Source organism: Streptacidiphilus melanogenes (assembly GCF_000787835.1).
Lineage (GTDB): Bacteria > Actinomycetota > Actinomycetes > Streptomycetales > Streptomycetaceae > Streptacidiphilus > Streptacidiphilus melanogenes.
Genome location: NZ_BBPP01000002.1, coordinates 156536 through 178844 on the forward strand (window position 1 = coordinate 156536; position 22309 = coordinate 178844).

At 72.5% G+C, this 22309-nt stretch carries 23 protein-coding genes and 1 riboswitch; of the genes, 5 read left to right on the forward strand and 18 right to left on the reverse strand.

What is annotated here, in order from left to right:
- Positions 1-89: 89 nt before the first annotated feature.
- The 8 genes from TR49_RS02590 to TR49_RS02625 form a co-directional block, all read right to left on the reverse strand.
- Positions 90-1445, reverse strand: coding sequence for an NAD(P)/FAD-dependent oxidoreductase (locus TR49_RS02590; protein ID WP_042376674.1), 1356 nt, complete (start codon positions 1443-1445; stop codon positions 90-92).
- 384 nt (positions 1446-1829) lie between these two features.
- Entirely contained in the window at positions 1830-2729 is a 900-nt protein-coding gene (locus TR49_RS02595; RefSeq protein ID WP_042377051.1) for a Ppx/GppA phosphatase family protein, read from the reverse strand.
- A gap of 2 nt (positions 2730-2731) precedes the next feature.
- Positions 2732-3316, reverse strand: a complete 585-nt coding sequence (locus TR49_RS02600; RefSeq protein WP_042376676.1) for a DUF501 domain-containing protein — start codon at positions 3314-3316, stop codon at positions 2732-2734.
- Between the two features lie 11 nt (positions 3317-3327).
- Positions 3328-3726, reverse strand: coding sequence for an FtsB family cell division protein (locus TR49_RS02605; protein WP_236653191.1), 399 nt, complete (start codon positions 3724-3726; stop codon positions 3328-3330).
- A gap of 125 nt (positions 3727-3851) precedes the next feature.
- On the reverse strand, positions 3852-5132 hold the full coding sequence (gene eno / locus TR49_RS02610; RefSeq protein ID WP_042376679.1) for a phosphopyruvate hydratase: 1281 nt from the start codon (positions 5130-5132) through the stop codon (positions 3852-3854).
- A 183-nt stretch (positions 5133-5315) separates the two neighbouring features.
- On the reverse strand, positions 5316-5942 hold the full coding sequence (locus tag TR49_RS46565) for a LysM peptidoglycan-binding domain-containing protein (RefSeq protein ID WP_042376680.1): 627 nt from the start codon (positions 5940-5942) through the stop codon (positions 5316-5318).
- Positions 5943-5945: 3 nt separating this feature from the next.
- Positions 5946-6105: riboswitch (cyclic di-AMP (ydaO/yuaA leader) on the reverse strand.
- Between the two features lie 186 nt (positions 6106-6291).
- Positions 6292-7041 carry an HAD family hydrolase gene (locus TR49_RS02620; RefSeq protein ID WP_042376681.1) on the reverse strand — a complete coding sequence of 250 codons (750 nt, stop codon included), beginning with the start codon at positions 7039-7041 and terminating at the stop codon, positions 6292-6294.
- 9 nt (positions 7042-7050) lie between these two features.
- The gene (locus TR49_RS02625; RefSeq protein ID WP_042376682.1) at positions 7051-7920 is read right to left on the reverse strand and encodes a winged helix-turn-helix domain-containing protein; all 870 of its coding nucleotides are present in this window, start codon (positions 7918-7920) and stop codon (positions 7051-7053) included.
- Between the two features lie 126 nt (positions 7921-8046).
- Between TR49_RS02625 and TR49_RS02630 the strand changes: the two genes are divergently transcribed.
- Entirely contained in the window at positions 8047-8259 is a 213-nt protein-coding gene (locus tag TR49_RS02630) for a hypothetical protein (protein ID WP_042376683.1), read from the forward strand.
- On the opposite strand, the gene TR49_RS02635 is transcribed toward TR49_RS02630, so the two are convergent.
- The gene (locus TR49_RS02635; RefSeq protein ID WP_042376684.1) at positions 8247-9509 is read right to left on the reverse strand and encodes a cytochrome P450 family protein; all 1263 of its coding nucleotides are present in this window, start codon (positions 9507-9509) and stop codon (positions 8247-8249) included. The two genes, TR49_RS02630 and TR49_RS02635, sit on opposite strands and share 13 nt — an antisense overlap.
- Before the next feature lie 145 nt (positions 9510-9654).
- Between TR49_RS02635 and TR49_RS02640 the strand changes: the two genes are divergently transcribed.
- Together TR49_RS02640 and TR49_RS02645 are read left to right on the forward strand one after the other, a co-directional pair.
- Positions 9655-10449 (forward strand): SDR family oxidoreductase, encoded by a 795-nt coding sequence (locus tag TR49_RS02640; RefSeq protein WP_042376685.1) that lies wholly within the window; start codon positions 9655-9657, stop codon positions 10447-10449.
- A gap of 187 nt (positions 10450-10636) precedes the next feature.
- On the forward strand, positions 10637-11365 hold the full coding sequence (locus tag TR49_RS02645; protein ID WP_042376686.1) for an alpha/beta fold hydrolase: 729 nt from the start codon (positions 10637-10639) through the stop codon (positions 11363-11365).
- A gap of 11 nt (positions 11366-11376) precedes the next feature.
- Here the strand turns inward: TR49_RS02645 and TR49_RS02650 are convergent, their stop codons facing one another.
- Positions 11377-11877, reverse strand: a complete 501-nt coding sequence (locus TR49_RS02650; RefSeq protein ID WP_439654070.1) for a cache domain-containing protein — start codon at positions 11875-11877, stop codon at positions 11377-11379.
- Between the two features lie 88 nt (positions 11878-11965).
- Between TR49_RS02650 and TR49_RS42370 the strand changes: the two genes are divergently transcribed.
- Positions 11966-12211 carry a hypothetical protein gene (locus TR49_RS42370; protein WP_152627025.1) on the forward strand — a complete coding sequence of 82 codons (246 nt, stop codon included), beginning with the start codon at positions 11966-11968 and terminating at the stop codon, positions 12209-12211.
- On the opposite strand, the gene TR49_RS02655 is transcribed toward TR49_RS42370, so the two are convergent.
- The 8 genes from TR49_RS02655 to TR49_RS02690 form a co-directional block, all read right to left on the reverse strand.
- Entirely contained in the window at positions 12198-13199 is a 1002-nt protein-coding gene (locus TR49_RS02655; protein ID WP_042376690.1) for an LLM class F420-dependent oxidoreductase, read from the reverse strand. The genes TR49_RS42370 and TR49_RS02655 overlap by 14 nt on opposite strands.
- A 102-nt stretch (positions 13200-13301) precedes the next feature.
- Positions 13302-14003, reverse strand: a complete 702-nt coding sequence (locus TR49_RS02660) for an endonuclease V (protein ID WP_042376691.1) — start codon at positions 14001-14003, stop codon at positions 13302-13304.
- Entirely contained in the window at positions 14003-14980 is a 978-nt protein-coding gene (locus TR49_RS02665) for a nucleoside triphosphate pyrophosphohydrolase (RefSeq protein ID WP_042377053.1), read from the reverse strand. Before TR49_RS02665 ends, TR49_RS02660 begins: the two co-directional genes overlap by 1 nt.
- Before the next feature lie 106 nt (positions 14981-15086).
- Complete coding sequence (locus TR49_RS02670; RefSeq protein ID WP_042376693.1) at positions 15087-15728, reverse strand: SurA N-terminal domain-containing protein; 642 nt, start codon at positions 15726-15728, stop codon at positions 15087-15089.
- Positions 15729-15857: 129 nt separating this feature from the next.
- Positions 15858-16871 carry a DMT family protein gene (locus TR49_RS02675; RefSeq protein WP_063770005.1) on the reverse strand — a complete coding sequence of 338 codons (1014 nt, stop codon included), beginning with the start codon at positions 16869-16871 and terminating at the stop codon, positions 15858-15860.
- Positions 16872-17044: 173 nt separating this feature from the next.
- Entirely contained in the window at positions 17045-18544 is a 1500-nt protein-coding gene (locus tag TR49_RS02680; RefSeq protein WP_042376695.1) for a serine/threonine-protein kinase, read from the reverse strand.
- Complete coding sequence (locus TR49_RS02685) at positions 18541-19224, reverse strand: hypothetical protein (protein ID WP_152627026.1); 684 nt, start codon at positions 19222-19224, stop codon at positions 18541-18543. The genes TR49_RS02680 and TR49_RS02685 overlap by 4 nt, the downstream gene beginning before the upstream one ends.
- A gap of 93 nt (positions 19225-19317) precedes the next feature.
- A complete protein-coding gene (locus TR49_RS02690; RefSeq protein ID WP_174501541.1) occupies positions 19318-21462 on the reverse strand; it encodes an N-6 DNA methylase in 2145 nt (714 codons plus the stop codon).
- Between the two features lie 206 nt (positions 21463-21668).
- Here TR49_RS02690 and TR49_RS02695 point away from each other — a divergent pair, with 206 nt between their 5' ends.
- Positions 21669-22253: a DUF4352 domain-containing protein gene (locus TR49_RS02695; RefSeq protein WP_042376699.1), complete on the forward strand. Its 585-nt coding sequence runs from the start codon at positions 21669-21671 to the stop codon at positions 22251-22253.
- The last annotated feature ends 56 nt before the right edge of the window (positions 22254-22309 follow it).

The window sequence follows — 22309 nt, forward strand, 5'->3', positions numbered from 1 at the left end:
AGCGGTGCCGGTCATGAGCACCACGGTCTGTGGTCCGGCGACGCTGCCGGGCTGTGAGGTGGGCCGGAGCGGTACCGGCCCGTGGGCCGTCAGGCGGAGACCTTCTCCTTGGCGGGAGCCGGAATCACCGGGGCCGGGGCCGCGGCCTCGACGAACACCTCACGCGGCGTCTCCATCTCCACCAGGGAGACGGTCTCGCGCTTGAGGAACATCGCCAGGGTCCAGTCAGCGAAGACGCGGACCTTGCGGTTCATGGTCGGCACGCGGCTGCCGTGGTACAGGCGGTGGAACCACCAGGCGGGGCGGCCCTTCAGCTTGTACTTGCCGAAGAGGATCGCCACACCCTTGTGCAGGCCGAGACCGGCGACCGCACCGAGGTTCTTGTGCTTGTACTCCTTCTGCGGGAAGCCCCGCATGCCCGCGACGACGTTGTCGCCGAGGACGATGGCCTGACGCACGGCGTGCTGCGCGTTCGGCGGGCACCAGGCGCCCTCGCCGACGGCGAGGTCCGGGACCTGGGCGTTGTCGCCGGCGGACCAGACGTTGTCGAAGCCCTGGACCTGAAGGGTCGGGGCGGTGTCGACGTGGCCGCGCGGGCCGAGCGGCAGGCCGAAGTTGGCCAGCGCCGGGTTCGGCTTGACGCCGGCCGTCCACACGATGGTGGAGGCGTCGACCTCGATGCCGTTCTTCAGCACGACGTGCTTGTCGACGCAGGACTCCATCGAGGTCTCGATGTAGATCTCGATGCCGCGCTCCTCGAGCTTCTCCTTGGTCCACAGACCGAGGTCCGGGCCCATCTCGGGGAGGATGCGGTTGGCGGCCTCGACCACGATGAAGCGCATGTCCTCACGCTTCACGTTGTGGTAGATCTTCGCCGAGTCGCGGGCCATGTCCTCGATCTCGGCGATCGTCTCGATGCCGGCGAAGCCGCCACCGATGACGACGAAGGTCAGCGCCTGCTTGCGCACCGCCTCGTCGGTCGTGGACTCGGCGCGGTCGAGCTGGGCCACGACGTGGTTGCGGAGGCTGATGGCCTCCTCGACCGACTTCATGCCGATGCCGTGCTCCGCCAGACCCGGGATCGGGAAGGTGCGGGACACCGAGCCCATCGCGACGACGAGGTAGTCGAAGGGGATCTCGTAGGGGTCGCCCGCGGCAGGGTGCACGGTGGCCACCTTGCGGTCCTGGTCGACCGAGGTGACGTGACCCGTCAGGACCTCGGCCTTGTTCAGGACTCGGCGCAGCGGGGCGACGAGGTTGCGAGGCGCGACGTTGCCGCCGGCCGCCTCGGGGAGGAAGGGCAGGTACGTCATGTACGACCGCGGGTCGACGACCGTGACGGTCGCCTCCCCGTAGCGCATCTTCTTGAGGATGCGCATCGCGGCATACAGGCCGACGTAGCCACCGCCGACAATCAGGATGCGAGGACGCTCCGTGGTGCTCATATCCGAAAGTATCCACCCCCTCCTTGCCTGGCATTTGTGGGCCTGGTCACAAGGGTCTGGACAGCACCTGCTACACTTCGCGCCCCCACAGGCCGAGCCGTCGGCATCGCTCACACCCGTGATCGCGGTGCTGTGAATTTCCGCAGCTCGACGGCCTCATTGCGATTGTGCGTGCGACTGCGGCGCGTCGCCTCCGATCCGGCGGGCAGGCCCACCGAGGCACCTTCGGTCCCACAATTCGGACGAAGCACCCCAGCAGTCCCGCCAACCGACGGGAACTCCATGTGAAGAAATTCACGAACATTCTTGGCCGGGCCGAGCCGGAGCCCTTCCAGAGCCTCTCCGAAGCCCCTCCGAAGCCCCTGGACGCGCCCCGACCAGGCGTCAGAGCAGTGTGCTCCAGGCGATTCCGTCGAGGATGTCGTGCTCGCTGACGACCAGCTCGGCGGCGCCGGTCCGCTCCATGATCGCCAGCAGGACCAGGGCGCCCGCCACGATCACGTCGACCCGCCCGGGGTGCATCACCGGGATCGCGGCGCGCTCCTCGTGTGTGGAGGCAAGCAGCCGTTCGGCGACCGCACGGACGTCCGCGACGGGAATGCGGGAGCGGTGGATCAGCTCGCTCCGGTACGCGGGCAGCCCGAGAGCGATGGCAGCCACCGTGGTGACCGTCCCCGCCAGGCCCACGAGCGTGGCGCCGCTGTCGAGGGGGACCGTCTCGGCGGCCTCGTCCAGCGCCTTGGCGATGTCGACGCGCATGGCGTCGAAGTCCTCGAGGTGCCGCTCGGTCATCCGCACGCAGCCGATGTCGACCGAACGGGCCGCCTCGACGGAGTCCGTACCCAGCACGAACTCGGTCGAGCCACCGCCCAGGTCGAAGACCAGGTACGGGCCGCCCTCGCCGTTCAGCTCCTTGGTGGCGCCGGTGAAGGAGAGCTGCGCCTCCTCGTCACCGGAGATCACCTCGGGGTCCACGCCGAGGATCTCGCGCACGCCCGCGACGAACTCGTCGCGGTTCTCCGCGTCGCGCGAGGCGCTGGTCGCCACGAAGCGCAGGCGCGTCGCGCCGAGGTCGCGGATGATCGCGGCGTAGTCGCGGCAGGCGGCGAAGGTCCGCTCCAGCGCCTCCGGCGCGAGTCGACCGGTGCGGTCCACGCCCTGGCCGAGGCGGACGATCGTCATCCGGCGGTCCAGCTCGTGCAGCTCGCCCGTCGCGGGATCGAGGTCGGCGACGAGCAGGCGGATGGAATTGGTGCCGCAGTCGACACCGGCCACTCGGGTCAGGCTCACGCGCCCTCCCCCGCGTCCTCGTCGGCGACCGACTGGCCCGCGCCCTCGTCCGCGCCCGTCGCGCAGACGCACGGGCCCTTGCGCCACCACTCCGGCAGCGCCGCCAGCGCCTCGTCGCCGAGCGGGTTCACACCCGGCCCGGCGGCCAGCGAGTGGCCGACCAGCACGTGCAGGCACTTGACCCGGTCCGGCATGCCGCCGGCGCTCGGGAAGCCCTCCAGCACCTCGATCGCGTCACGACGGGCGATGTAGTCCTCGTGCGCCTTGCGGTAGCCCTCGGCGAGCTCCGGATCCTCGGCGAGCCGGGCCGTCTGCTCCTTCATCATCCCGTCGGCCTCCAGCGTGCCGATCAGCGAGGCGGCGCGGGGGCAGGTCAGGTAGTAGAGGGTGGGGAACGGCGTGCCGTCCTCGAGGCGCGGGGCCGTCTCGACCACGTCGGGCAGCCCGCAGGGGCAGCGGTGGGCGACGGCGCGCAGCCCGCGCGGAACGCGGCCCAGCTGCGCCTCGACGGCGGCGCGGTCGGCCTCGGAGACGGCGGTGGCGTCCGCCGGGTGTGCAACAGGGGGGTGGTCGTGCGACATGTCTCTATTCTTCAGTGTCCGGCGTGATCCGCCGTGTCGAGGGAGCCGAGCAGGCTCTGGTACCAGGGCTGCGAGGCCTGTTGCTGCGCGGTCGGAGAGGCGGTCGGAGAGGTCGAGGGGTTCACAGCTGTGAACGGGGTGTCCCCGGGAAGGGCGAAGTGAAGCCGTTGCCGCGCCTGCGCCTCGACGAACGCCGGGTCCTGCCAGCGCGCCTTCTCCCGGCGCAGCTCGTCCACCTGGCGCTGGGCCTGCTGCTGGGCGGCGCGCTGCTGGTCGATCTGTGAGCGCTGGGCGATGAACTGCCGCATCGGATAGGCCAGCGCGGCCACGAGGGCGCACACGACCAGTGCCAGCACCGCGGCCCGGCCGGTGAGCCGTGGCCGCCGTCGGACCTGCTGCTGCCCCGCCACCGCTCCTGGCCCTCCCAAGGTTCGCAGCCCTCCCGAAGTTCGCGGCTCCCGTGCCCCGTGCGCGAAGACGCCCCGCCGTCCCCCACCCTAGAGGGTGAGGACGACGGGGCGTCGGAAGAGCGGACTCAGCCGTTGAAGCGCGGGAAGGCGCCGCGGCCGGCGTACTCGGCGGCGTCGTCGAGGATCTCCTCGATGCGCAGCAGCTGGTTGTACTTGGCGACGCGCTCGGAACGGGCCGGGGCGCCGGTCTTGATCTGGCCGCAGTTGGTGGCGACGGCCAGGTCGGCGATGGTGACGTCCTCGGTCTCGCCGGAGCGGTGCGACATCATGCAGCGGTAGCCGTTGCGCTGGGCCAGCTCGACGGCGTCCAGGGTCTCGGTCAGCGAGCCGATCTGGTTGACCTTCACCAGCAGGGCGTTGGCGGCGCCCTCCTTGATGCCGCGGGCAAGGCGCTCCGGGTTGGTGACGAACAGGTCGTCGCCGACGAGCTGGACCTTGTCGCCGAGCTCGGCGGTGATGGTCTTCCAGCCGTCCCAGTCGTCCTCGAACAGCGGGTCCTCGATGGAGACCAGCGGGTACGCGGCGACGAGCTCGGCGTAGTACGCGGTCATCTCGGCGGCGGAGAGCGGCTTGCCCTCGAACTGGTAGGCGCCGTCCTTGTAGAACTCGGAGGCGGCCACGTCCAGGGCCAGCGCGATGTCGCGGCCGGGGGTGTAGCCCGCGCCCTTGATCGCCTCGATGATCAGGTCCAGGGCCTCGCGGTTGGAGTCGAGGTTCGGCGCGAAGCCGCCCTCGTCGCCCAGGCCGGTGGACAGGCCACGGGCCTTCAGCACGCCCTTGAGCTGGTGGTAGACCTCGACACCCCAGCGCAGCGCCTCGGAGAAGGACTCCGCGCCGATCGGGGCGATCATGAACTCCTGGATGTCCACGTTGGAGTCCGCGTGCGAACCGCCGTTGAGGATGTTCATCATCGGCACCGGCAGCACGTGGGCGTTCGGGCCGCCCAGGTAGCGGAACAGCGGCAGGTCGCTGGCCTCGGAGGCGGCGTGCGCGACGGCGAGCGAGACGCCCAGGATCGCGTTCGCGCCCAGCGACGACTTGTCGGCGGTGGCGTCCAGGTCGAGCATGGCCTGGTCGATCAGCCGCTGCTCGGTGGCGTCGTAGCCGACGAGCTCCGGGCCGATCTGCTCGATGACGGCCAGGACGGCCTTCTCCACACCCTTGCCACCGTAACGGGACTTGTCACCATCACGGAGCTCCAGGGCCTCGAAGGCACCGGTGGAGGCGCCCGACGGCACGGCGGCGCGGCCGGTGCTGCCGTCGTCGAGGCCGACCTCGACCTCGACGGTGGGGTTGCCACGCGAGTCGAGAATCTCCCGCGCTACGACGACGTCGATGGACGGCACAACTGTCTCCTCATGGGGATGCGGGTTGTTACGCACTGAGCCTAGCCTCTGTGCCCGCCCTGACCCCTCAGGCCCTTGGGCCTGTCTTGCCTGGCGGAACGCCGGGCGGCCGCTACCCGTCGGTAGCGGCCGCCCGGCGCTCGTACGGGGCCGACGGGCCCTGCATGATCCGGAAGACAGGCCCTACTTCACGACGAGCCTCTCGCCGATGCGGAGCATGTCCGGGTTGCCCCCGATGGTGGCGCGGTTCTCCGCGTACAGCTTCTGCCAGCCGCCGAGGATGTGGTGCGCGGCGGCGATCTTCGACAGGGTGTCGCCGGGCTTGACGGTGTAGTTCCCCGAGCCACCGTGGCGCGCGGGCGGCTTGCTGACCGGCTTCGGCGCGGGCTTGCGGTGCTTGCCGGTGCCGACGACCGGCGCCGGACCGCCCTGGTGCAGACCGGCCCGGGGACCGCAGACCGGCCAGGCGCCGGGCCCCTGGCTGTCGAGCACGCGCTCGGCGACGGATATCTGCTCCCCCTTGGACGCGTGGTTCGCGGTGGACGCGTACGCGCCGCCGCCGTAGGCACGCCAGGTGGACGCGGAGAACTGCAGACCGCCGTAGTAGCCGTTGCCGGTGTTGATGGACCAGTCGCCGCCGCTTTCGCACTGGGCGACCTTGTCCCAGGTCGAGACCGACGCGGCGTTCGCACTCGTGACGCCGATCAGCGGCAGCGCCACCGCGGCGCCGGCGACGGAGGTGGTGGCGACAATGACCTTGGCCTTGTTCACACGGACACGACGATGACGGCCGGTGCCGGAGAAGAGCATGCGGAATTCCCTCTTCGACGCCTGCGAGGTGAGCTGTCGGGTTCGGGCCGCAGAGGATGGCCCGGACGCTCGCGCGTCTTCACCCCAAGCCGTCCGCGTCTGCACGCGTCCGGCGACGTACCTGGGTCCCCCGCTCCTGTCCGGTCGTCAACTCGAGGTATCCCGGCGCACGGTGGACAGGACTCGGCGTCCCGTTCGACGGGCGTCCGCTGTTGCGAACACGAAGGAGACTAAGCGGCTATTCACATGAAACTCAATCACAACCGGTGTGTTTAAAGTCCGATCGCCTCAGATGCCAAGTCGCTGACCAGCGCGTCTTCGGCCGACAACCACCCAGATGTGAGCTGCGTTACCTTGCCGTGATCACGCTTTTCGACATGGAGGATTCCGTTTCGAAAAGTGTTGACCATGCATCAAAAAGATTGTTTCCCGCCACTCCGGAGGCGATCAGACGCTCCCTCCGGAGTGCGCTGCCGCCCGTCCAGCCCAGGAACCGGACCCCCGCGGCGTGCGCCGCCGCCGCGTCCGTCGGCGTGTCCCCGATGTACACGCAGCCACCGGTCTCGCCCTCCCCCACGCCCAGCCCGCGCAGCGCCTCGCGGATGCCGCCCGGATCCGGCTTCATCAGGGCGGGGTCACCGGGGCGGCCCACGACGTGCTTGGCGAGGTGTTCCGCGAGGCCCACCCGAGGCAGGTACTCCTCCACCGCCGCGCGCGCGTTGTTGCTGACCACCCCGAGGCGCACCCCCGCCCCCGCCAGGGCGACCACCGCCGCCGCCGCACCGAGGGTCGGCTCTGCGCAGCGCGCCGCGGCGATCTCCTCCCTGGTCAGCGTCAGATCCACCAGCTCGACCAGGCGCCCTCGCTCGCCCGCCCGGACGCCGCGCTCGGCCAGCGCCCGCGGGAGGCGCGCGAGCAGCCCGTGCGGGTCCTCCGCGCCGGGCAGCACGACGCCCTCACGTCGCAGCACGGCGAGCAGCACCGCGGCCACCGCGGGCGCCGGTCTGCGCGCGAAGAGTCCGCACAGCGGTCCGTCGAAGTCGAGCAGGACGACGGCCCGGTCACCACCGGGCCGCGAGCTCGACAGGGGGCCGGGCATGAAGGCGCGTCACTCCAGTTCACTGTCGTACGGACTGCCACTCGTCCACCAGGACTCGAAGAACTGCCGCGCGGTGTCGACGTACACGCTGTCCACGTGGTTCGGCAGGGCGTGCCGGGACCGGAGGAACAGCCGACTGCTGAGCCCGGCGAGGTCCGCGAGGCGGACCCGGTGCCCGTCGCCCACGTCGACCTGCCGCTCTCGCAGCTCGTACCAGCCCTCGAGCGCCTCGTCGTCGTTCAGCAGGTACAACTTGGACATCGGCGGAAAGGGCACGGTGCGGATCTCCACCTGCGGCCTGGTGTCCAGGAGCTGGAAGGTCTGCAACGACTCCGCGGCCAGGCGCAGCGCGGCGACCTGGGCGTGGGCGATCTGGCGCAGCCTGGTCAGCGGGAGCAGGTCGTCCGGTTCGTCGAGATCCCGCGGGAAAGTGGGCAGAGCGCGGAAGTCGCAGAAGAGGAGGCGGATCCGGAACTCGCTGAGCCGGTCCCGGCGCGCCCGCAGGCGGATCAGCAGCGGCGTCACCGCCGTCACGAAGGACTCCGCGGTGACGCAGAGCGCGTCGACCCGGAACCTGCCCGTGGCCAGTGTCCGGGCCAGGTGCCGTGCCAGCACCTCGATGGCGCCCTCCTCGACCGAGGGGCCGTCTCCCGCCTGGTCGGCGGGCCTCGGGTGTTCCCCGGTGAGCACCGCGCGTCGCCCCGGATGGGTGCGGATCAGCTCGTCGCGCGCCAGGGCCGCGAGGGCCTTCTGCACGGTGACGCGCGAAACCCCCAGCTCGCCCGCCAGTTGCTCGGCCGACGGAAGCGACTCGCCCGCCCGCCACTCGCCGGCCTCGATCCGCTGCTGGAGCAGCTCCTTGACACCCTTCGATGCCATCGACAACCACCCCCGAGGAGGAGCCTACTCCCGTTGCCACAAACGGAACCTGTTAAGTCGTCAGATTGTCTGGTTACCCAACGGGCCTACTTGGAAATCCTGTTGAACAACAGGGGAGGTGTACCTATGGAGGTCCGAGGCAAGCTGTTCGACTGGCTCCTGGAGCTGCTCTTCCGCGACGCGGGCGTGAACACCACGGTGATCGTGGTCGGCCTGCTCGCGCTGCTCTATCCGCGCGAGCGCCGTTCGGCGCTCGACGCGATCCTGGCCATCGGCCTGGTGATGTTCTTCGGCGGCCACCTGATGCTCCGCATCACGGTGCCCGGTCAGACCGCCTGACCGGTCCGCTCCGCCGGTGCGGGTGTGAACTCCACCGGCAGCTGTCTGAGCCCTCGCATGATGAGGCCGCCGCGCCAGCGCAGTTCGGCTGGGTCGGCGGCCAACGTGATGTCCGGGACCCGGCGCAGCAGGGCCGAGAGCGCGTACTGGGCCTCGAGGCGGGCGAGCGGGGCGCCGATGCAGTAGTGGATGCCGAGACCGAAGGCGATGTGCGGATTGTCGCGGCGGGTCAGGTCGAGGGTGTCCGGGGCGGGGAAGCGGGAGGGGTCCCGGTCGGCGGCGGCGAGGACGACGAGGACCGGGTCGCCGGGGGCGATGTCCTGACCGCCGATGGTCAGCGGCTCGGTGGCGAAGCGCCAGGTGGCGATCTCGACCGGGCCGTCGAAGCGCAGCAGCTCCTCGACAGCGGACTCCAGCGGCGCGGTCTCGCCGAGGGCCAGGGACGCCTGCAGCGCCGCCCGCTGCTCGGGGTGGGTGAGCAGCGCGAACATGCCGTTGCCGATGAGGTTGACGGTGGTCTCGAAGCCGGCGAAGAGCAGGATGAAGGCCATCGCCGCGGCCTCGTTCTCGGTCAGGTGCTCGCCGTGGTCACTGGCCCGGATCAGGCCGGAGATCAGGTCCTCGCCGAGGTCGGCGCGCTTGCGGTGGATCAGCTCGGCGAGGTAGCCGCGCATCTTCTTCACCGCGCGGCCGACGCCGCCGCGCGGCGACTGCCCGTGGTGGATCATCATGCCCGCCCAGTCGCGGAAGTCGTCCTGGTCCTCGGGCGGCACACCCAGCAGGTCGCAGATCGCGTAGATCGGCAGCGGGAAGGCGAACTCGTGGATCAGGTCGGCGGTGCCGCGCTGCGCGAAGCCGTCGATCAGCCTGTCTGTGATCTCCCGCACACGCGGCTCGAACTCGGCGACCCGGCGCGGTGTGAACGCCTTCGACACCAGGCGGCGCAGCCGCGTGTGGTCCGGCGGGTCGATGTTGAGCAGGTGCGTCATCAGGTCCGCGCTGCGCTCGCCCGGGATGCCGACGCGCCCGCTGCGGTGGGCCTGCAGGCTGTGCTTGGCCGGATTCTTGCTCAGCCGCGTGTCCGCCAGCGCCTGGCGCGCGTCCGTGTACCGGGTCACCAACCAGGCGTCGACACCGCTCGGCAGCGTCGTCCAGCGCACCGGCGCGTGTTCCCGCAGCCAGGCGTAGGCGGGGTAAGGATTCGCTGCGAAGTGATGCGTGAAAAGCGGAGGCGGGGAGACATCGTGCACGCCCCGACGTTAACCGTTCGGCAAGGTGGGCAGAGACACACTGTCGAACCCACGGGTAGTGAGCTTACGATCGCCCGCAGCGATCGGACCGTGCGGGGGTCCGGTACGTGACGCGCGACGAGGCGCGGGAAAAGGGGTTCGGGGCATGGAGCTGAAGGGCGCTGTCGTCGTCATCACGGGCGCGGCCGGCGGCATCGGCGCGGCGCTGGCGCGGCGGTTCGCCGCGGAGGGCGCGCGCGGCCTGCTGCTCGCGGATCTCGACGGCGGCAAGGTCGAGGACCTGGCCGAGGAGCTGGACCGGGCCGGCTGCCACACGGTCGGGGTGGCCAGCGACGTCTCGCGCGAGAGCGACGTCCGCGCGCTCGTCGACACCGCCGAGAAGCACCTCGGCCCCGTCGACCTGTTCTGCAGCAACGCCGGCATCGGCAGCGGCGCGGGCATCGAGGCCCCCGACGCGGTCTGGCAGGCCAACTGGGACATCAACGTGATGGCCCACGTCTACGCTGCGCGCGCCGTGCTGCCCGGGATGCTGAAGCGGGGCCACGGCTACCTGCTGAACACCGCCAGCGCGGCAGGCCTGCTGCAGATGCCCGGCGACGCGGCCTACACGGCCACCAAGCACGCCGCGGTCGCCTTCGCCGAGTGGCTGGCCGTCACCTACGGCTCCCAGGGCATCCGCGTCAGCGCGCTGTGCCCGCAGGGCGTCCACAGCGCGATGACCGCGCGCGACGACGTCCGCGCGGTCCTGACGGCTTTCGGCAAGCTGATCGAGCCCGAGGACGTGGCGGACGCGGTGGTCCGCGGCCTGGCCGACGAGCGCTTCCTGATCCTCCCGCACGAGGAGGTCGCGACCTACGAGCGGCACCGCACCGCGGACCGCGACGCGTGGCTGACGGGCATGCGCAAGACCGTCGCCACGCTCCCGCAGCTGGGCGCCTGAGCCCGGACGGCCTCGCGGCGGCCTCGCGGCGGCCTCGCCGTCGTTCACCGCCGTCGTTGGCCGCCGTTGTTCGCCGCCATCATCCGAGTGGTGACGGCGATGTAGGACGGCGGTTGTCCTGCTTCGCCCCTACGGTCGAAGGTGCGCCGGCGCGGATGGCGCCGGGCGGGCGAGGAGGCCGTCGACCATGAGCGCGTTCGTACTTGTTCCCGGTTTCTGGTTGGGCGCCTGGGCCTGGGACACGGTGGCGGAGCCGCTGCGCGCGGCCGGGCACACCGTCCGTCCGGTGACGCTGACCGGGCTGGCGGAACGCGCCGCGGAGGGCGGCCCGCAGGTGGATCTGGAGACCCATGTCGCGGACCTCACCCGCCTGGTGACCGAGGAGGACCTGCGCGAGGTGGTACTGGTCGCCCACAGCGGCGGCATGGGCGCGGTGACCGGCGCCGCCGACCGGGTGCCGGAGCGGGTCCGCCGGGTGGTCTACCTGGACAGCGGCCCGCTGCCGAACGGCGCCACGCTGGCCGAGCTGAACCCCGGGGCGGTGCGGCAACCGGTGGTGGACGGCTGGCGGCTGCCCATGCCGACGTTCGAGGAGTTGGCGGAGGCCGGCGCGAGCCTGGCCGGACTGGGCCCGGCAGAGCGGGCACACATGCGCGAGCGCGCCACCGACCAGCCGGCCGGCACACTGCACCAGCCGCTGCGGCTCACCGGGGCGGCCGACCGGCTGCCGAAGACGCTGGTCTCCTGCTCGTTCCCGCTCGACCAGGTCCGCACGCTCATCGCCGCCGGGCACCCATGGTTCGCCTCGCTGGGCGGGCCGGAATGGGACCTGCTGGAGCTGCCCACGGGTCACTGGCCGATGTTCTCGCGCCCCGACGCGACAGCACGCGTGCTGGCGGAGGTCGCCGCCGGCTGAGGGACGGCGGTTCAGCCGGTCGGTGTGACCAGGCGGAGCGGGATCCCGCTGCAGGGGTGGACCACGGAGCCGTCAAGGTCGCGGACGAGATCCCCGGCCAGACGGGCGGCCGTCGTGGAGGCGACGACGCGCCCGCGCGGGTTCACGAGGAAGGCCGGGCGTCCGAGGGCCCGCAGCGCCGGGACGGCGACCGCGTCGAAGTGGCGGAGGTAGACGTCCGCCGCCACGACGCCGGCGAAGGCGCCGTCGGGGCCGTGAACCGGCGCGGCGAGGGTCAGGCTGTACTCGTCGGTGCACAGGTAGTCCACGTAGGGACCGGAGATCGCGCGGCGGCCGGAGTCCCGCGGAAGCGCGTACCAGTCCCAGTGGGTGTAGTCGCTGTAGGCGGAGGTCGCCGGGTCGAGGTCCAACAGCAGGGGCTGGACCCGGCCGTCCGGGCGCAGTTGCCACCATTCCAGCCAGGCCGGCACATCCGTCAGCAGACCGGGGGCGGCGACGAAGCCCACGCCCACGACGAGTCCGCCCAGCTCCGCGCGGAAGCCGGGGGCGAGACGGGCCAGGTCCGCGGTCGCGGGCGAAGGGGTCTCGCGCAGCAGGGCGGTGACGGAGCGGCGCGCCCGCTCGACGGCCGCGAAGACGGACTCCAGCAGCCCGCCGACGGCCTCGGCGACCTCTAGTGCCTGTTCGGCCTGTCCCGCGGTTCCGACTGCGCTGCCCGCGCTCGGCGTGGTCTACCTGGTGGTGCTCCGCCCCAAGGAGCGGATCTCCGCGGAGGACCGCGCCGAGGCGGCCGAGGAGGCACCGACGCCCGCGCTCAGCTCCGACTCGGCGCTCAGCTCGGACTGACCGCCTTCACCGCCGCGGCCAGGGCGCGTGGGCCCTGGTCCGGCGTGGGCAGCAACGCCGGGACGGGCACCGTCACGCCGTTCTCGACATAGGCGGTGATCCGCTCCCGGCAGCGCTCCGGCGAGCCGTGCACGATCAGCGCGTCCACGACCTCGTCGGGCACCGAGGCGGCGGCGGTCTTCCGGTCACCCGCCGCCCAGTTCTTCCAGAGCGGCTCCAACACGTCCCCGCGCCCGAGCCAGCGGTGGAACTCCGCGTAGGCGGGGACGGTCAGATAGGCGGCGATCAGCCGGCGGCCGAGTGTGCGGGCGTAGTCCACGTCCTCGGTCGGGCAGACGAAGATCCGGGCCACGACCTCCTTGCCGTGGTCCGGCCCGGCCTCCGCGTCGAAGACGGCACGCGCCGTCCGCACGTCCTCCGGTGCCAGCCAGTTGAGGATCGTCCCGTCCGCCTCGCGGGCGGCGAGCTTCAGCATCCCCGGCCGCAGCGCGGCCAGCAGCACCGGCGGGGTGTGCGCCGGTACACGGTCCAACCGGAACCTGCGCACCGAGAACGTCGTGAACTCCTCCGACACCGGCTGCCCCGTGAACGCGGCCCGCAGGAACCGCAGCACGTCGCGGCTGCGCCGGAACGGCTCATCGAACGGGATGGCGTTCCAGTCGTGGACGATGACCGGCGAGGACGCCCCGATACCCAGCTGGAACCGTCCCGGCGCCGCCTCGGCCAGCGCGGCGGCCTGCATCGCCAGCAACGCCGGGCCGCGCGTGTGCACCGGCACGATCGCGGTCCCGAGACGCAACTGCGGCGCCCAGACGGAGGCCAGGGCCAGCGGGGTGAACGCGTCCGCGCCGGCCGTCTCCATCGACCACAGGTCGGTGAAGCCGAGATCCGGCAGCGACTCCACGAGCGCGCGCTGGGCTGCCAGCGGAATGCCGTCGAGGGGGAAGGTGAGGCCCCAGCGGGCGGGGGCGGTGGGGGTGGGCGTCATGGGCCGATGCCACCATGCCGCCGACCCACGGACAAGAGGGGGAGGGTGTGACGAACCCCCGTTCGGGGGAACGGGGGTTCGGGCGTCTGGGGGTTCAGGGGTTCACACCGTCGGCCGGCCGACCGTCGCCACCGCATCCCGGCAGAGGCGGTCGGCCAGGCGGGTCGTCTCCGGGAGGCGGAAGCGGGGCGCGGCGTCCAGCACCACGCGCGTCGCGTCGTCCAGGTCGACGAGGTGGCCGACCGAGACCGTCACCGGCTTGACGCCGGACTGCGTACGCAGCACCCGGGCGACGACCTCGCCCCGGTCGCGGACGTCGGACGTCGCACCCCGCTCCGCGCGCGGCTCGGTCCACTCCCCCAGCAGCGGCGTCTTCGCGACGCCGAGCGTCGGCACGCCCGTGAGCACGCCGAGGTGGCAGGCGAGGCCGAAGCGACGCGGGTGAGCGAAACCCTGGCCGTCGCAGAGCAGCACGTCGGGGACGGTGGTGAGCCGCTCCAGCGCGCGGATCAGCACCGGGAGCTCGCGGAACGCGAAGAGCCCGGGCACGTAAGGGAATCCCGCCGTGCCGACGGCCGTGGCCCGCTCGACCGGTTCCAGCGTCGCTGCGTCCAGCACCACGACGGCCGCCGCGACCCGGTCGTCCGCCGCACCGTGTGCGCCCACGTACGCCACGTCGAGCCCGGCGATCAGGCGCGGCGGGCGCGGCAGCGGGACGGCGCGGACCAGCGGGCGCAGCTCCGCCTGCACGGCGAGCGCCTCGGCCTCCGTCGCGGGCCACGGGTGCTCGCGCTGAAGCCGCATCAGTTCTCCTGGCCCGACTCCGCCGTGCGGATCGCGTCACGGTAGGCCCGCGCCGCCGCGCGCAGCGCGGCCTCCGGGTCCACGCCCGCGTCCTGCGCTTCGGCGGCCAGGCGCAGCAGCCGCGCGCCGAAATCCGACTCCTCCGCATCCGGCAGAGCGACGCTCACCCCGGCCTTGTGCGCCCGGGAGTGGAGCTTGGCGGCCAGGGCCAGCGACGGCTGGCCGAGCGGGACTCCGTCGGTGGCGGACTCACGCTGCTTCTCCGCCGCCTTCAGCTCCTCCCAGTTGGCCTCGACCTGCTCGGCCGTGTCGGCGTCCCGGTCGCCGAAGACGTGCGGGTGACGGTAGATCAGCTTGTCGACGATGGCCCCGGCCACGTCGTCGATCGAGAAGGGGTCGGTGGCGTGCTCCTGCGCGATGCGGGAGTGGAAGAAGACCTGGAGCAGCACGTCGCCGAGCTCCTCGCGCAGCGTCGCCCGATCATCCTCCTCGATCGCCTCGACCAGTTCGAAGGACTCCTCGACCAGGTACTTCACCAGCGACTCGTGGGTCTGCTGGGCGTCCCACGGACAACCGCCGGGCGAGCGGAGCCGGTCCATCACCGTGACCAGGTCGAGCAGACGGGCGCCCGGCAGGTCGTAGGAGCCGGGCAGCAGCTCGAGCTCGGGCACGACCACGCCCGGGGCCTCCGCGCCCTCGACCGCGAAGCGCGCGAGGGCGTCGGTGAGCCCCGGGTCACCGTCCGGGCCGACCAACCAGACCACGACCGCGTCCGACGCCGCCTCGGCCAGCGTGCGGGCCCGGGCATAGAAGGGGACGTCCAGCACCTCCGCCGCGATCCCGCTCTGGGCGAGCGGCGCGAGCAGCGGATGGGCGGGATCGCCGGCGAGCACCCGGTCGGCCGTGCGCAGCACCTGCCAGGCCGGGCCGGAGAGCAGGCCCGGTGCGACCCGGTGCGTGGTGCTCAGCAGCACCAGCCGTCCGGAGCCGACGGAAAGGTCGTCGCGCTCCGAACCGGCTTGCTGGGAACCGGACTGCTGGGAATCGGACTGGTGTGAATCGCTTGGGGACACACAGGGAAACCTACCCCGCGTTGTCCTGCGACACCTGCTTGATCCACGGCTGGGCACTGTTGCCCAGGGTCAGGTTGGTCGTGTCCCAACTGCCGTAGCGCGGGTTGACGGAGATCCTCAGGTCCGCGGCCACCGGCTGCAGCAGCCCGATCAGCTTGGCGCTGTCCCCGCCGACGCTGCCCATCAGCGCCTTCACACCCGCCTGCCAGCGGAAGTACGGCTCCAGGTCCTCCGGCGGCAGGCCGATCTGGTTGACGAAGTCGGCCGTCAGCTGTGTCTGGCTGCCGGCGCTCTTCAGTGCCGGCGCCTCCATGCCGGAGACGTCGGTGGCCGAGACGGTCAGGTGCTTCTGGGCCAGCGCCGACTGGACCACCTGCTCCTGGATGAGGAAGCCGAGCACGTTGGCGGGCATCCCCGCCGAGTCCTGGCCGAACGTCCTGGTGGCACCACTGCCGCTGCCCTGCGCGGGCGCGGCGTCGCGGAAGGAGGTGACCTGGTCCTCGACGGTGGCGATGCTGATCCGCTGGCCTCCGACGACCGCCGCCGCGCCGGTGTGAACCGTGCCCGCGTTCCCGCTCCCGGAACAGGCGGCGAGCGCCGGTGCGGCGAGCATGGCGAGCAACGCGAACAGGGCGGTGCGGGTGCGGTTCACGGGGCCTCCTGCGACTGACGGTCCGTCCGATGCGTCCGATGCGTGTGCCGCAGATCACGGTGCCATGCGGGCGACGCCCACACCAGAGGGCACGCCAAGAGTGCCGGGCTTGCCCGTCCGACGGCCGGATCAGTGTCGCTGGCGCTCCCGCGCCTCGTTGGCCGCCGTCATCTCGGCGACGGTGGCCGGATCGGACGCGGTCACGGCAGTTTCGGCCACGGCGGTCCCGGCCACGGCAGTCCCGGCCACCGCGGCCTCGGGCGCGGCGGCTTCGGCGATCGCTGCGCCTTCGGTGCCGTGCGCGTCCGGCGGGGCGACCTCCCCGAAGCGGGCGAGGGCGAGCGCTCCGGCCACCGCGATGGCGAAGCCGAGCAGCGCCAGCCAGAGCAGCCCGGGACGGGTGCGGTCCCCGAGCAGGATCACGCCCAGCAGCGCGGGCAGCGCCGTCTCGCCGAGCACCATCGCAGCCGTCGCGGTCGTCACCTTGCCGCCGCGCACGCCCTCCGTCATGAAGACAAACGCGACCGCGCCCCCGCCGAGCAGCGCATAGGTGGCCGGGTCCTTCAGCAGCGGCATCAGGTCCATGCCGTGCACGGCCGGCAGCAGGCGGACGGAGAGCCCGACAACACCGAAGCCCAGGCCGCAGAGCGTCCCCATCACCGCGGCACGGGCGGGTTCCTTCAGCCGCCATGCCACCGCGCCTCCGGCCGCGATCACCACGACGGCGGCCAGCATGATCCAGTGCAGCGCCGTGCCCGGGTGCTTGTCACCCTCCTTGCCCGCGGTCGCCCCCAGCAGCGCGAGCCCGAGGCAGACGCCGACGACGCCGGCCCACTCGGCCCTCCCCAACCGCAGCCGCAGGACGGCCGCGCCGAGCACCGCCGTCACCGCGAGCGCACCCGCGAGCGCGGCCTGTACGACGTAGAGCGGCAGCGACCGCAGTGCGATCAGCTGGGCGACGAATCCCAGCAGGTCCAGCGCCAGCCCGCAGACGAACGGCACGTTCACCATCGCCCGGACCGTCCCGAGCAGGCCGCCGCCCGAGCCGGCCGGCGAGTGGGCCTGGGCGCCGAGCGCCTGCAGCACCATGGCCGAACCGAAACAGAGCGCGGCCACCAGGGCCATGACGAGTCCGAGGAACATGCTTCGAGCCTATCGGTCCCTTTTGCGCGGTGGGGAATGCGCGGTGCGCAGAACGCGGCCGACGCCGGTCGCGGGCCTGGCAGCGGGCGGCAGGCGGCGGCCCTGTCGGCAGGCGGATCCAGGCGGAGCCCTCCGTGAGCACGGCCAGAGGCCCCGGGGCGTGACGGGCGGGTTCACAGCCGGGACAGCGTCCCGCGGATCTCCTCTGTGAACGGGTGTCCCCGGCCGTGCAGCTGCTCGGCCTGCGGCAGCAGGGCGGACAGCGCCTGGCGGGCTCCTGTGCGGTCGCCGAGGGCGAGGCGCATCTGGGCCTCGCGGCGGCGGATCTCCAGGCTCTGCCGCAGGTTCATGCCGGCGTAGGGGTTCTCCGCGTAGGCGAGGACCGCCTGGTACTCCCCCAGCGCCGAGGCGTACTCGCCGAGCTGCTCCAGGCACTGCCCGGCCTCGTAGCGGAACTGCAGTGCCTGCGGGTCCGCCGGGCCCGCCTCGCGGATGCGGTCCTCGGCCAGGCGGCGCAGCTCCGGCAACGCGCGGGCGTACTCGCCGACGCCGAGGAGGGTCTGGGCGTACTGCTTGCGCAGCACCCGCGCGACCGGCGACGCCTCGCCCTGCTCCGCGGCGACTGCAGGGAGCAGGCCGCCGAGGACGTCGACGGCCTGGGTGGCCTGGCCCGCGTCGAGGAGGCGCTTCACCCGTTCGACCTCGTCGGCGAGGTCGAACGCCTGCGGCCGTGCCGTCGCCCGCGGCTGCGGGCTCGTCCCGGTCTCGGGCCAGGGGGAGCAGGGCCGCAGGAAGGGGCGCGTCGGGTCGAACTGCGGGCTCGGCCGTGCACCCGTCGACGCCGGCGGCAGCAGGGCGAGCAGCTCACGGTGCACCACCGCCGCACTCGCGGGGCGGTCCCCCTGGTCCTTGGCGAGCAGGCGCAGCACCAGGGACTCCAGCTGCGGCGGAACCTCGGGCCGCAGCGCGCGCAGTGGCTGCGGCGGGTCGTAGACGTGCCGGTGCAGCACGCCCAGATCGGTGGGCGCGGTGAAGGGGACGTTGCCGCCGATGAGCTCGTGCAGGACGACGCCGAGGGCATAGAGGTCGGTGCGCGGCCCGACGACGCCGCCGAGGGCCTGCTCGGGGGCCATGTACGCGGGGCTGCCGATGACGGCCCCGGTGCGGGTCAGCCGTGTGGTGTCGGAGTCGAGCACCGAGGCGATGCCGAGGTCGAGGACGGTGACGGTGCCGTCGGGGCGGACGACGACGTTGCGCGGCTTCAGGTCACGGTGCACCACCGGAACCGCGTGCACGGCGGCGAGGATCGCGCAGAGCTGGGCGCCGACGGCGACCGCCCACGTCCACGGGTACAGGTCGTGCTCGGCCAGGTGGTCGGCCAGGTCCGCGCCGTCGAGGTACTGCATGACGAGGTAGAGGTCCTCGCCGTCGGCGCCGAGGTCGTGCACGGTCACCAGGCCGGGGTGGTCCACCCGCGCGGTCACCTGTGCCTCGCGCAGGAAGCGACGGCGGAGTTCCTCCGCGCCGTCGCCGTGCAGCCGGTCGGGGCGCAGCAGCTTGACGGCCACCGGGCGCCCGAGGCGTTCGTCGTAGGCCTTCCAGACCTGGCCCATGCCGCCCTGACTGATGAGCGACCCGATGGTGTACCGGTCCGCGATGACGCGACCGTTCAACTGCCCTGCTCCTTGCGGAGGTAGTCGCTCAGCTCGTCCAACTCGGCGCGAACCTGCCCGAGTCGGTCCGGCTGCACCGGCATCGGCGCGGCCGGGAACGCCACCGTCGGCAGCGACGCCTCCACCGGCCCCGGTGGCACCGCGTCGGCGACGGGCGGCTGCACACCGTACGGCGGCAAGGGCTGGTTCGGCTGACCTGTCCGGTAGGGCTGGTCGGCCTGGTACGGCCGGCCGCCCCGGTACGAATCGCCGCCCCGGAACGGCTCACCGACCTGGTAGGGCAGGGGTGCGTGGATCGGCCCGGGCCCCGGGAAGGCGGGGGCTTGCGGGCCGTCCGTCCGCCGCCGCCGGTCGCAGTGGATGTAGTAGACCGTCGTGGCAACGCCCTGGACCAGAAGACCCATGGAGACGGCCGCGGCCAGCGGGCCGGGATGGTTGGGGTCGCGGGTCTGGGTCGTCACCACACAGGCGAGCACGGCGAAGGCCAGCGTCGCCAGCGCGAGCGCGGCGTCACGGCGGGTCCGGTTGCGCACGGCGAGCACCGTCAGCGGGACGCAGGCGATCAGCCCGACGCCGCCGATCAGACAGCCCGCCAACAGCACCCATCCGACGACCCGCCACGCCGTCACGCGCCGCCCCGGGGGCGGCACATGACCGATAACCGGGGGCGGGCCGTACATGTGTGCTCCTGGTGAAGGACCTGCGTCGACGGTCAGAGCGTATCGACCCGCAGGGACAGGCGTGTTCGAATCACCCGACCCGCAGCGCGGACCTCAGTCGCCGGACGGCGGCGCCGCCAGCGCCCCGTCCGTGAACGCGTCGTGCAGGCCGCGGACCAGCCGGTCGCCGAGGCGGCCCGCCCGCTGCAGGGCCTCCTCGAAGGCGGCCAGGTCCCGGAAGGACGCGCCGTAGCGACGCTGCTCCGCGAGCGGAAGCCGTGGCAGCTGGAGCCTGCGCACGTCCAGACGCGCCGCCGTGGAGGCGTAGCTGCTGGCCTGACGGGCGTTGGCGCTGCCGCGCAGGAACCCGGCAAGGAACCAGGAGTCCAGCACGGCCGCTTCGGGACGCAGCAGCTGCAGGTTCCGGCCGAGGGCCGCGCCCGCGCCCGCGGGGCCGACGACCCGGGCGACGCTGCCGCCGCCGAGCACCGGGACCACCACGTCGCCCTCACGCAGCAGGACCGGCTCCTCCTCGGGGTCACCGCTGAGCGAACCGGCGGCGCCGGTCGGTTCGGAGCCGCCGAGCACGTCCTGGTCGGTGAGGACGCGAACGTCGCCGGCGACCGCGCCGACACCGCCGGAGCGCATCACCAGTGCGCCGGTGCGGGCGAGTTCGCCGACCGTCGTGGTGGTCCAGCGCGGCGTCGCGGTCCCGGCGGCCGGCTGCGCGGGCGGCGCCGGTGGCGTCAACTCGGCGGTGCGGCGCAGCGTTTCGGTCAAGGTCTGGTGGATCTCGCCCAGTTCGGCGAGCCCACCGGGCCCTGCCGCGCCGGAGAGGAGGTGCCGGGCGGGCGTCACGTCCACGTCGTCGTCGAGCAGTTCGAGTACCGGGACGGCACGGGCGACGCTCTCGTGGGCGGGCACGGCCGCCCCGCGCCCGTGGTCGAACTGGTGCCAGGCGTCCAGCACCGTGCTCCGCAGCAGCGGCCAGTCGACCCGGTCACCGGAGCCGACGGCGGGGATCGCGGACGCGTCGAGGAGCAGCAGTTCGGGCCCGGCGGGGCCGGAGGCGTCGGCGCCGGGGCGCCGCAGCACCCAGAGGTGCAGGGGAACGCTCTGCGGCGGCGCCACGCCGGTGGGCAGGGCGACGACCGCCCGCAGCGCGCCGCGCCGCAGCAGTTCGGCGCGGATCCGGCGGCCGGACCGGCGGGAGGCGACGGCGGGCGGGAGCAGCAGGACGGCGGTGCCGCCGTCCCGCAGCCGGGACAGCGCGTACTGGACCCAGGCCAGCTCCGACTCGACGCGGGGCGGCAGGCCGTACTCCCAGCGTGCGTCGTAGGAGAGCTCGTCGTATCCCCAGTCCCGCTCGTTGTAGGGCGGATGGCACAGCACGGCGTCGGCGCGCAGCTCCGGGAATGGGTCGGCGCGCAGCCCGTCCGCCGCGGCGGCGCGCACCTCGGCCTCGGACTCCAGCGCGAGCCGCAGCGCGGCGAGAGCGACCTGGCCCCGGTCGGCGTCCACGGCGTGGAGCGCGGCGGGTCGCGCCGGCGGCAGGGCGGCGGCCCGGAGCAGCCCCCCGGTCCCGACGGCAGGGTCGAGGACGGTCGGCGCACCCGTGCGTGGCGAACGCGAGTCGGGGCCGGTGTCCGCGGGTCGCGGGTCGACGCCGGCCAGGCTCGTCATGAGCTCGGCGAGGGCCTGCGGCGTGAGCGTGAACAGTCGCGGGTTCGCGTCGAGGTAACGGCCGAGCAGGAACTCGTAGGTCTGCCGTGCGCCCAGCTCGGCCGCCAGCTCGACAACGGCTCGCAGCAGCGGCAGCAGGGGGAGGAGCTCACGGCTGCCGGGCGTGTGAACCGGCCGGTCCTGGCCGAGGCGGTAGTCCAGGGCGTGATCGAGCAGACCAGGCAGCATCTCGGCGAGCTGGGTGTCCGTCTCGTCGGTCAGTCCCGACCCGAGGTCCGGGTGGTCCCGGACGAGCAGCAGCACGGAGCCGATCTGGACCAGGGTCGGCACGACCCCCTCGGGCTGCGCGGACACCTGCTGCCACACGCGCTCGCGCAGCGGAAGCTCGGCGAGTTTGCCCTGGCCGAGCAACCACTGCTCGACATCCGCGAGAGCGAAGGCGGGGCTGGCCTCGGTGCCGCCGACGGGTTTGGGGAAGTCGGCATGGCGGCGGCGCCAGTTGCTCACGGCGGCGCGTCCGACGCCCGCGAGCCGGGCGATCTCGGCGGCGGTGATCTGGTTCGACTGCTCGGTCATCGGTTGCTCCCCTTCCGGTGCCGACCACCCGAGCGCGCCTGCGGTCGGGCCGTGCACAGGAGCATACCCGCGACGTATGACGTGTCGATTCACAGTGTGAACATCGTATTTTCCGTAGCTTATGTTGACTCGGTTCACAGCAATCTGCTTCTGTGTACTCATCAGCCCGGCACTCGCCGGACGGATCGACTCACAGGGGGTTTGCCATGTCGCGCACCATCCACCGCTCGCGTCGCACCGCTCTCGCCGTCGCCCTGGGCGCGCTCCTCGTCGCCGGCACCGCGGCGTGCAACCCGACGTCCGGCAGCTCGGTCACGACCGGCGCCAAGCCCACGACCGCAACCGGCACGAAGGCCGCCTCAAGCGGCCAGAGCTCCTCGAAGGCGGCGAAGGTCGGCGACACCATCGCGCTCAAGGGAATGGACACCTCGGCGGACGTCACCGTTGTGAAGATCGTGGACAACCCGGCCGGCGCGGACGACTACACCACCCCGGACTCCGGCAAGCGCTTCTTCGCCGTCCAGTTCCGGATCAAGGACACCGGCAGCAAGGCCTACAGCGACTCCCCGTCCAACGGCGCGAAGCTGGTCGACAGCCAGGGCCAGTCCTACGACGCGGACGTCAGCGACACCAAGGCCGGCACGAGCTTCCCGGCCACCGTGAACCTCTCGCCGGGAGCGACGGGCCTGGGGTTCATCACCTTCCAGGTCCCGAGCAACGCCAAGATCACCCAGATCCAGTTCGGCCTGGACAGCGGCTTCGCCGACCAGACCGGCCAGTGGAACGTGTGAACCCGGCCGGGCCCCACCTGAGGGGCGTGGGGCTGAGCCGCATACCGGCCCAGCCC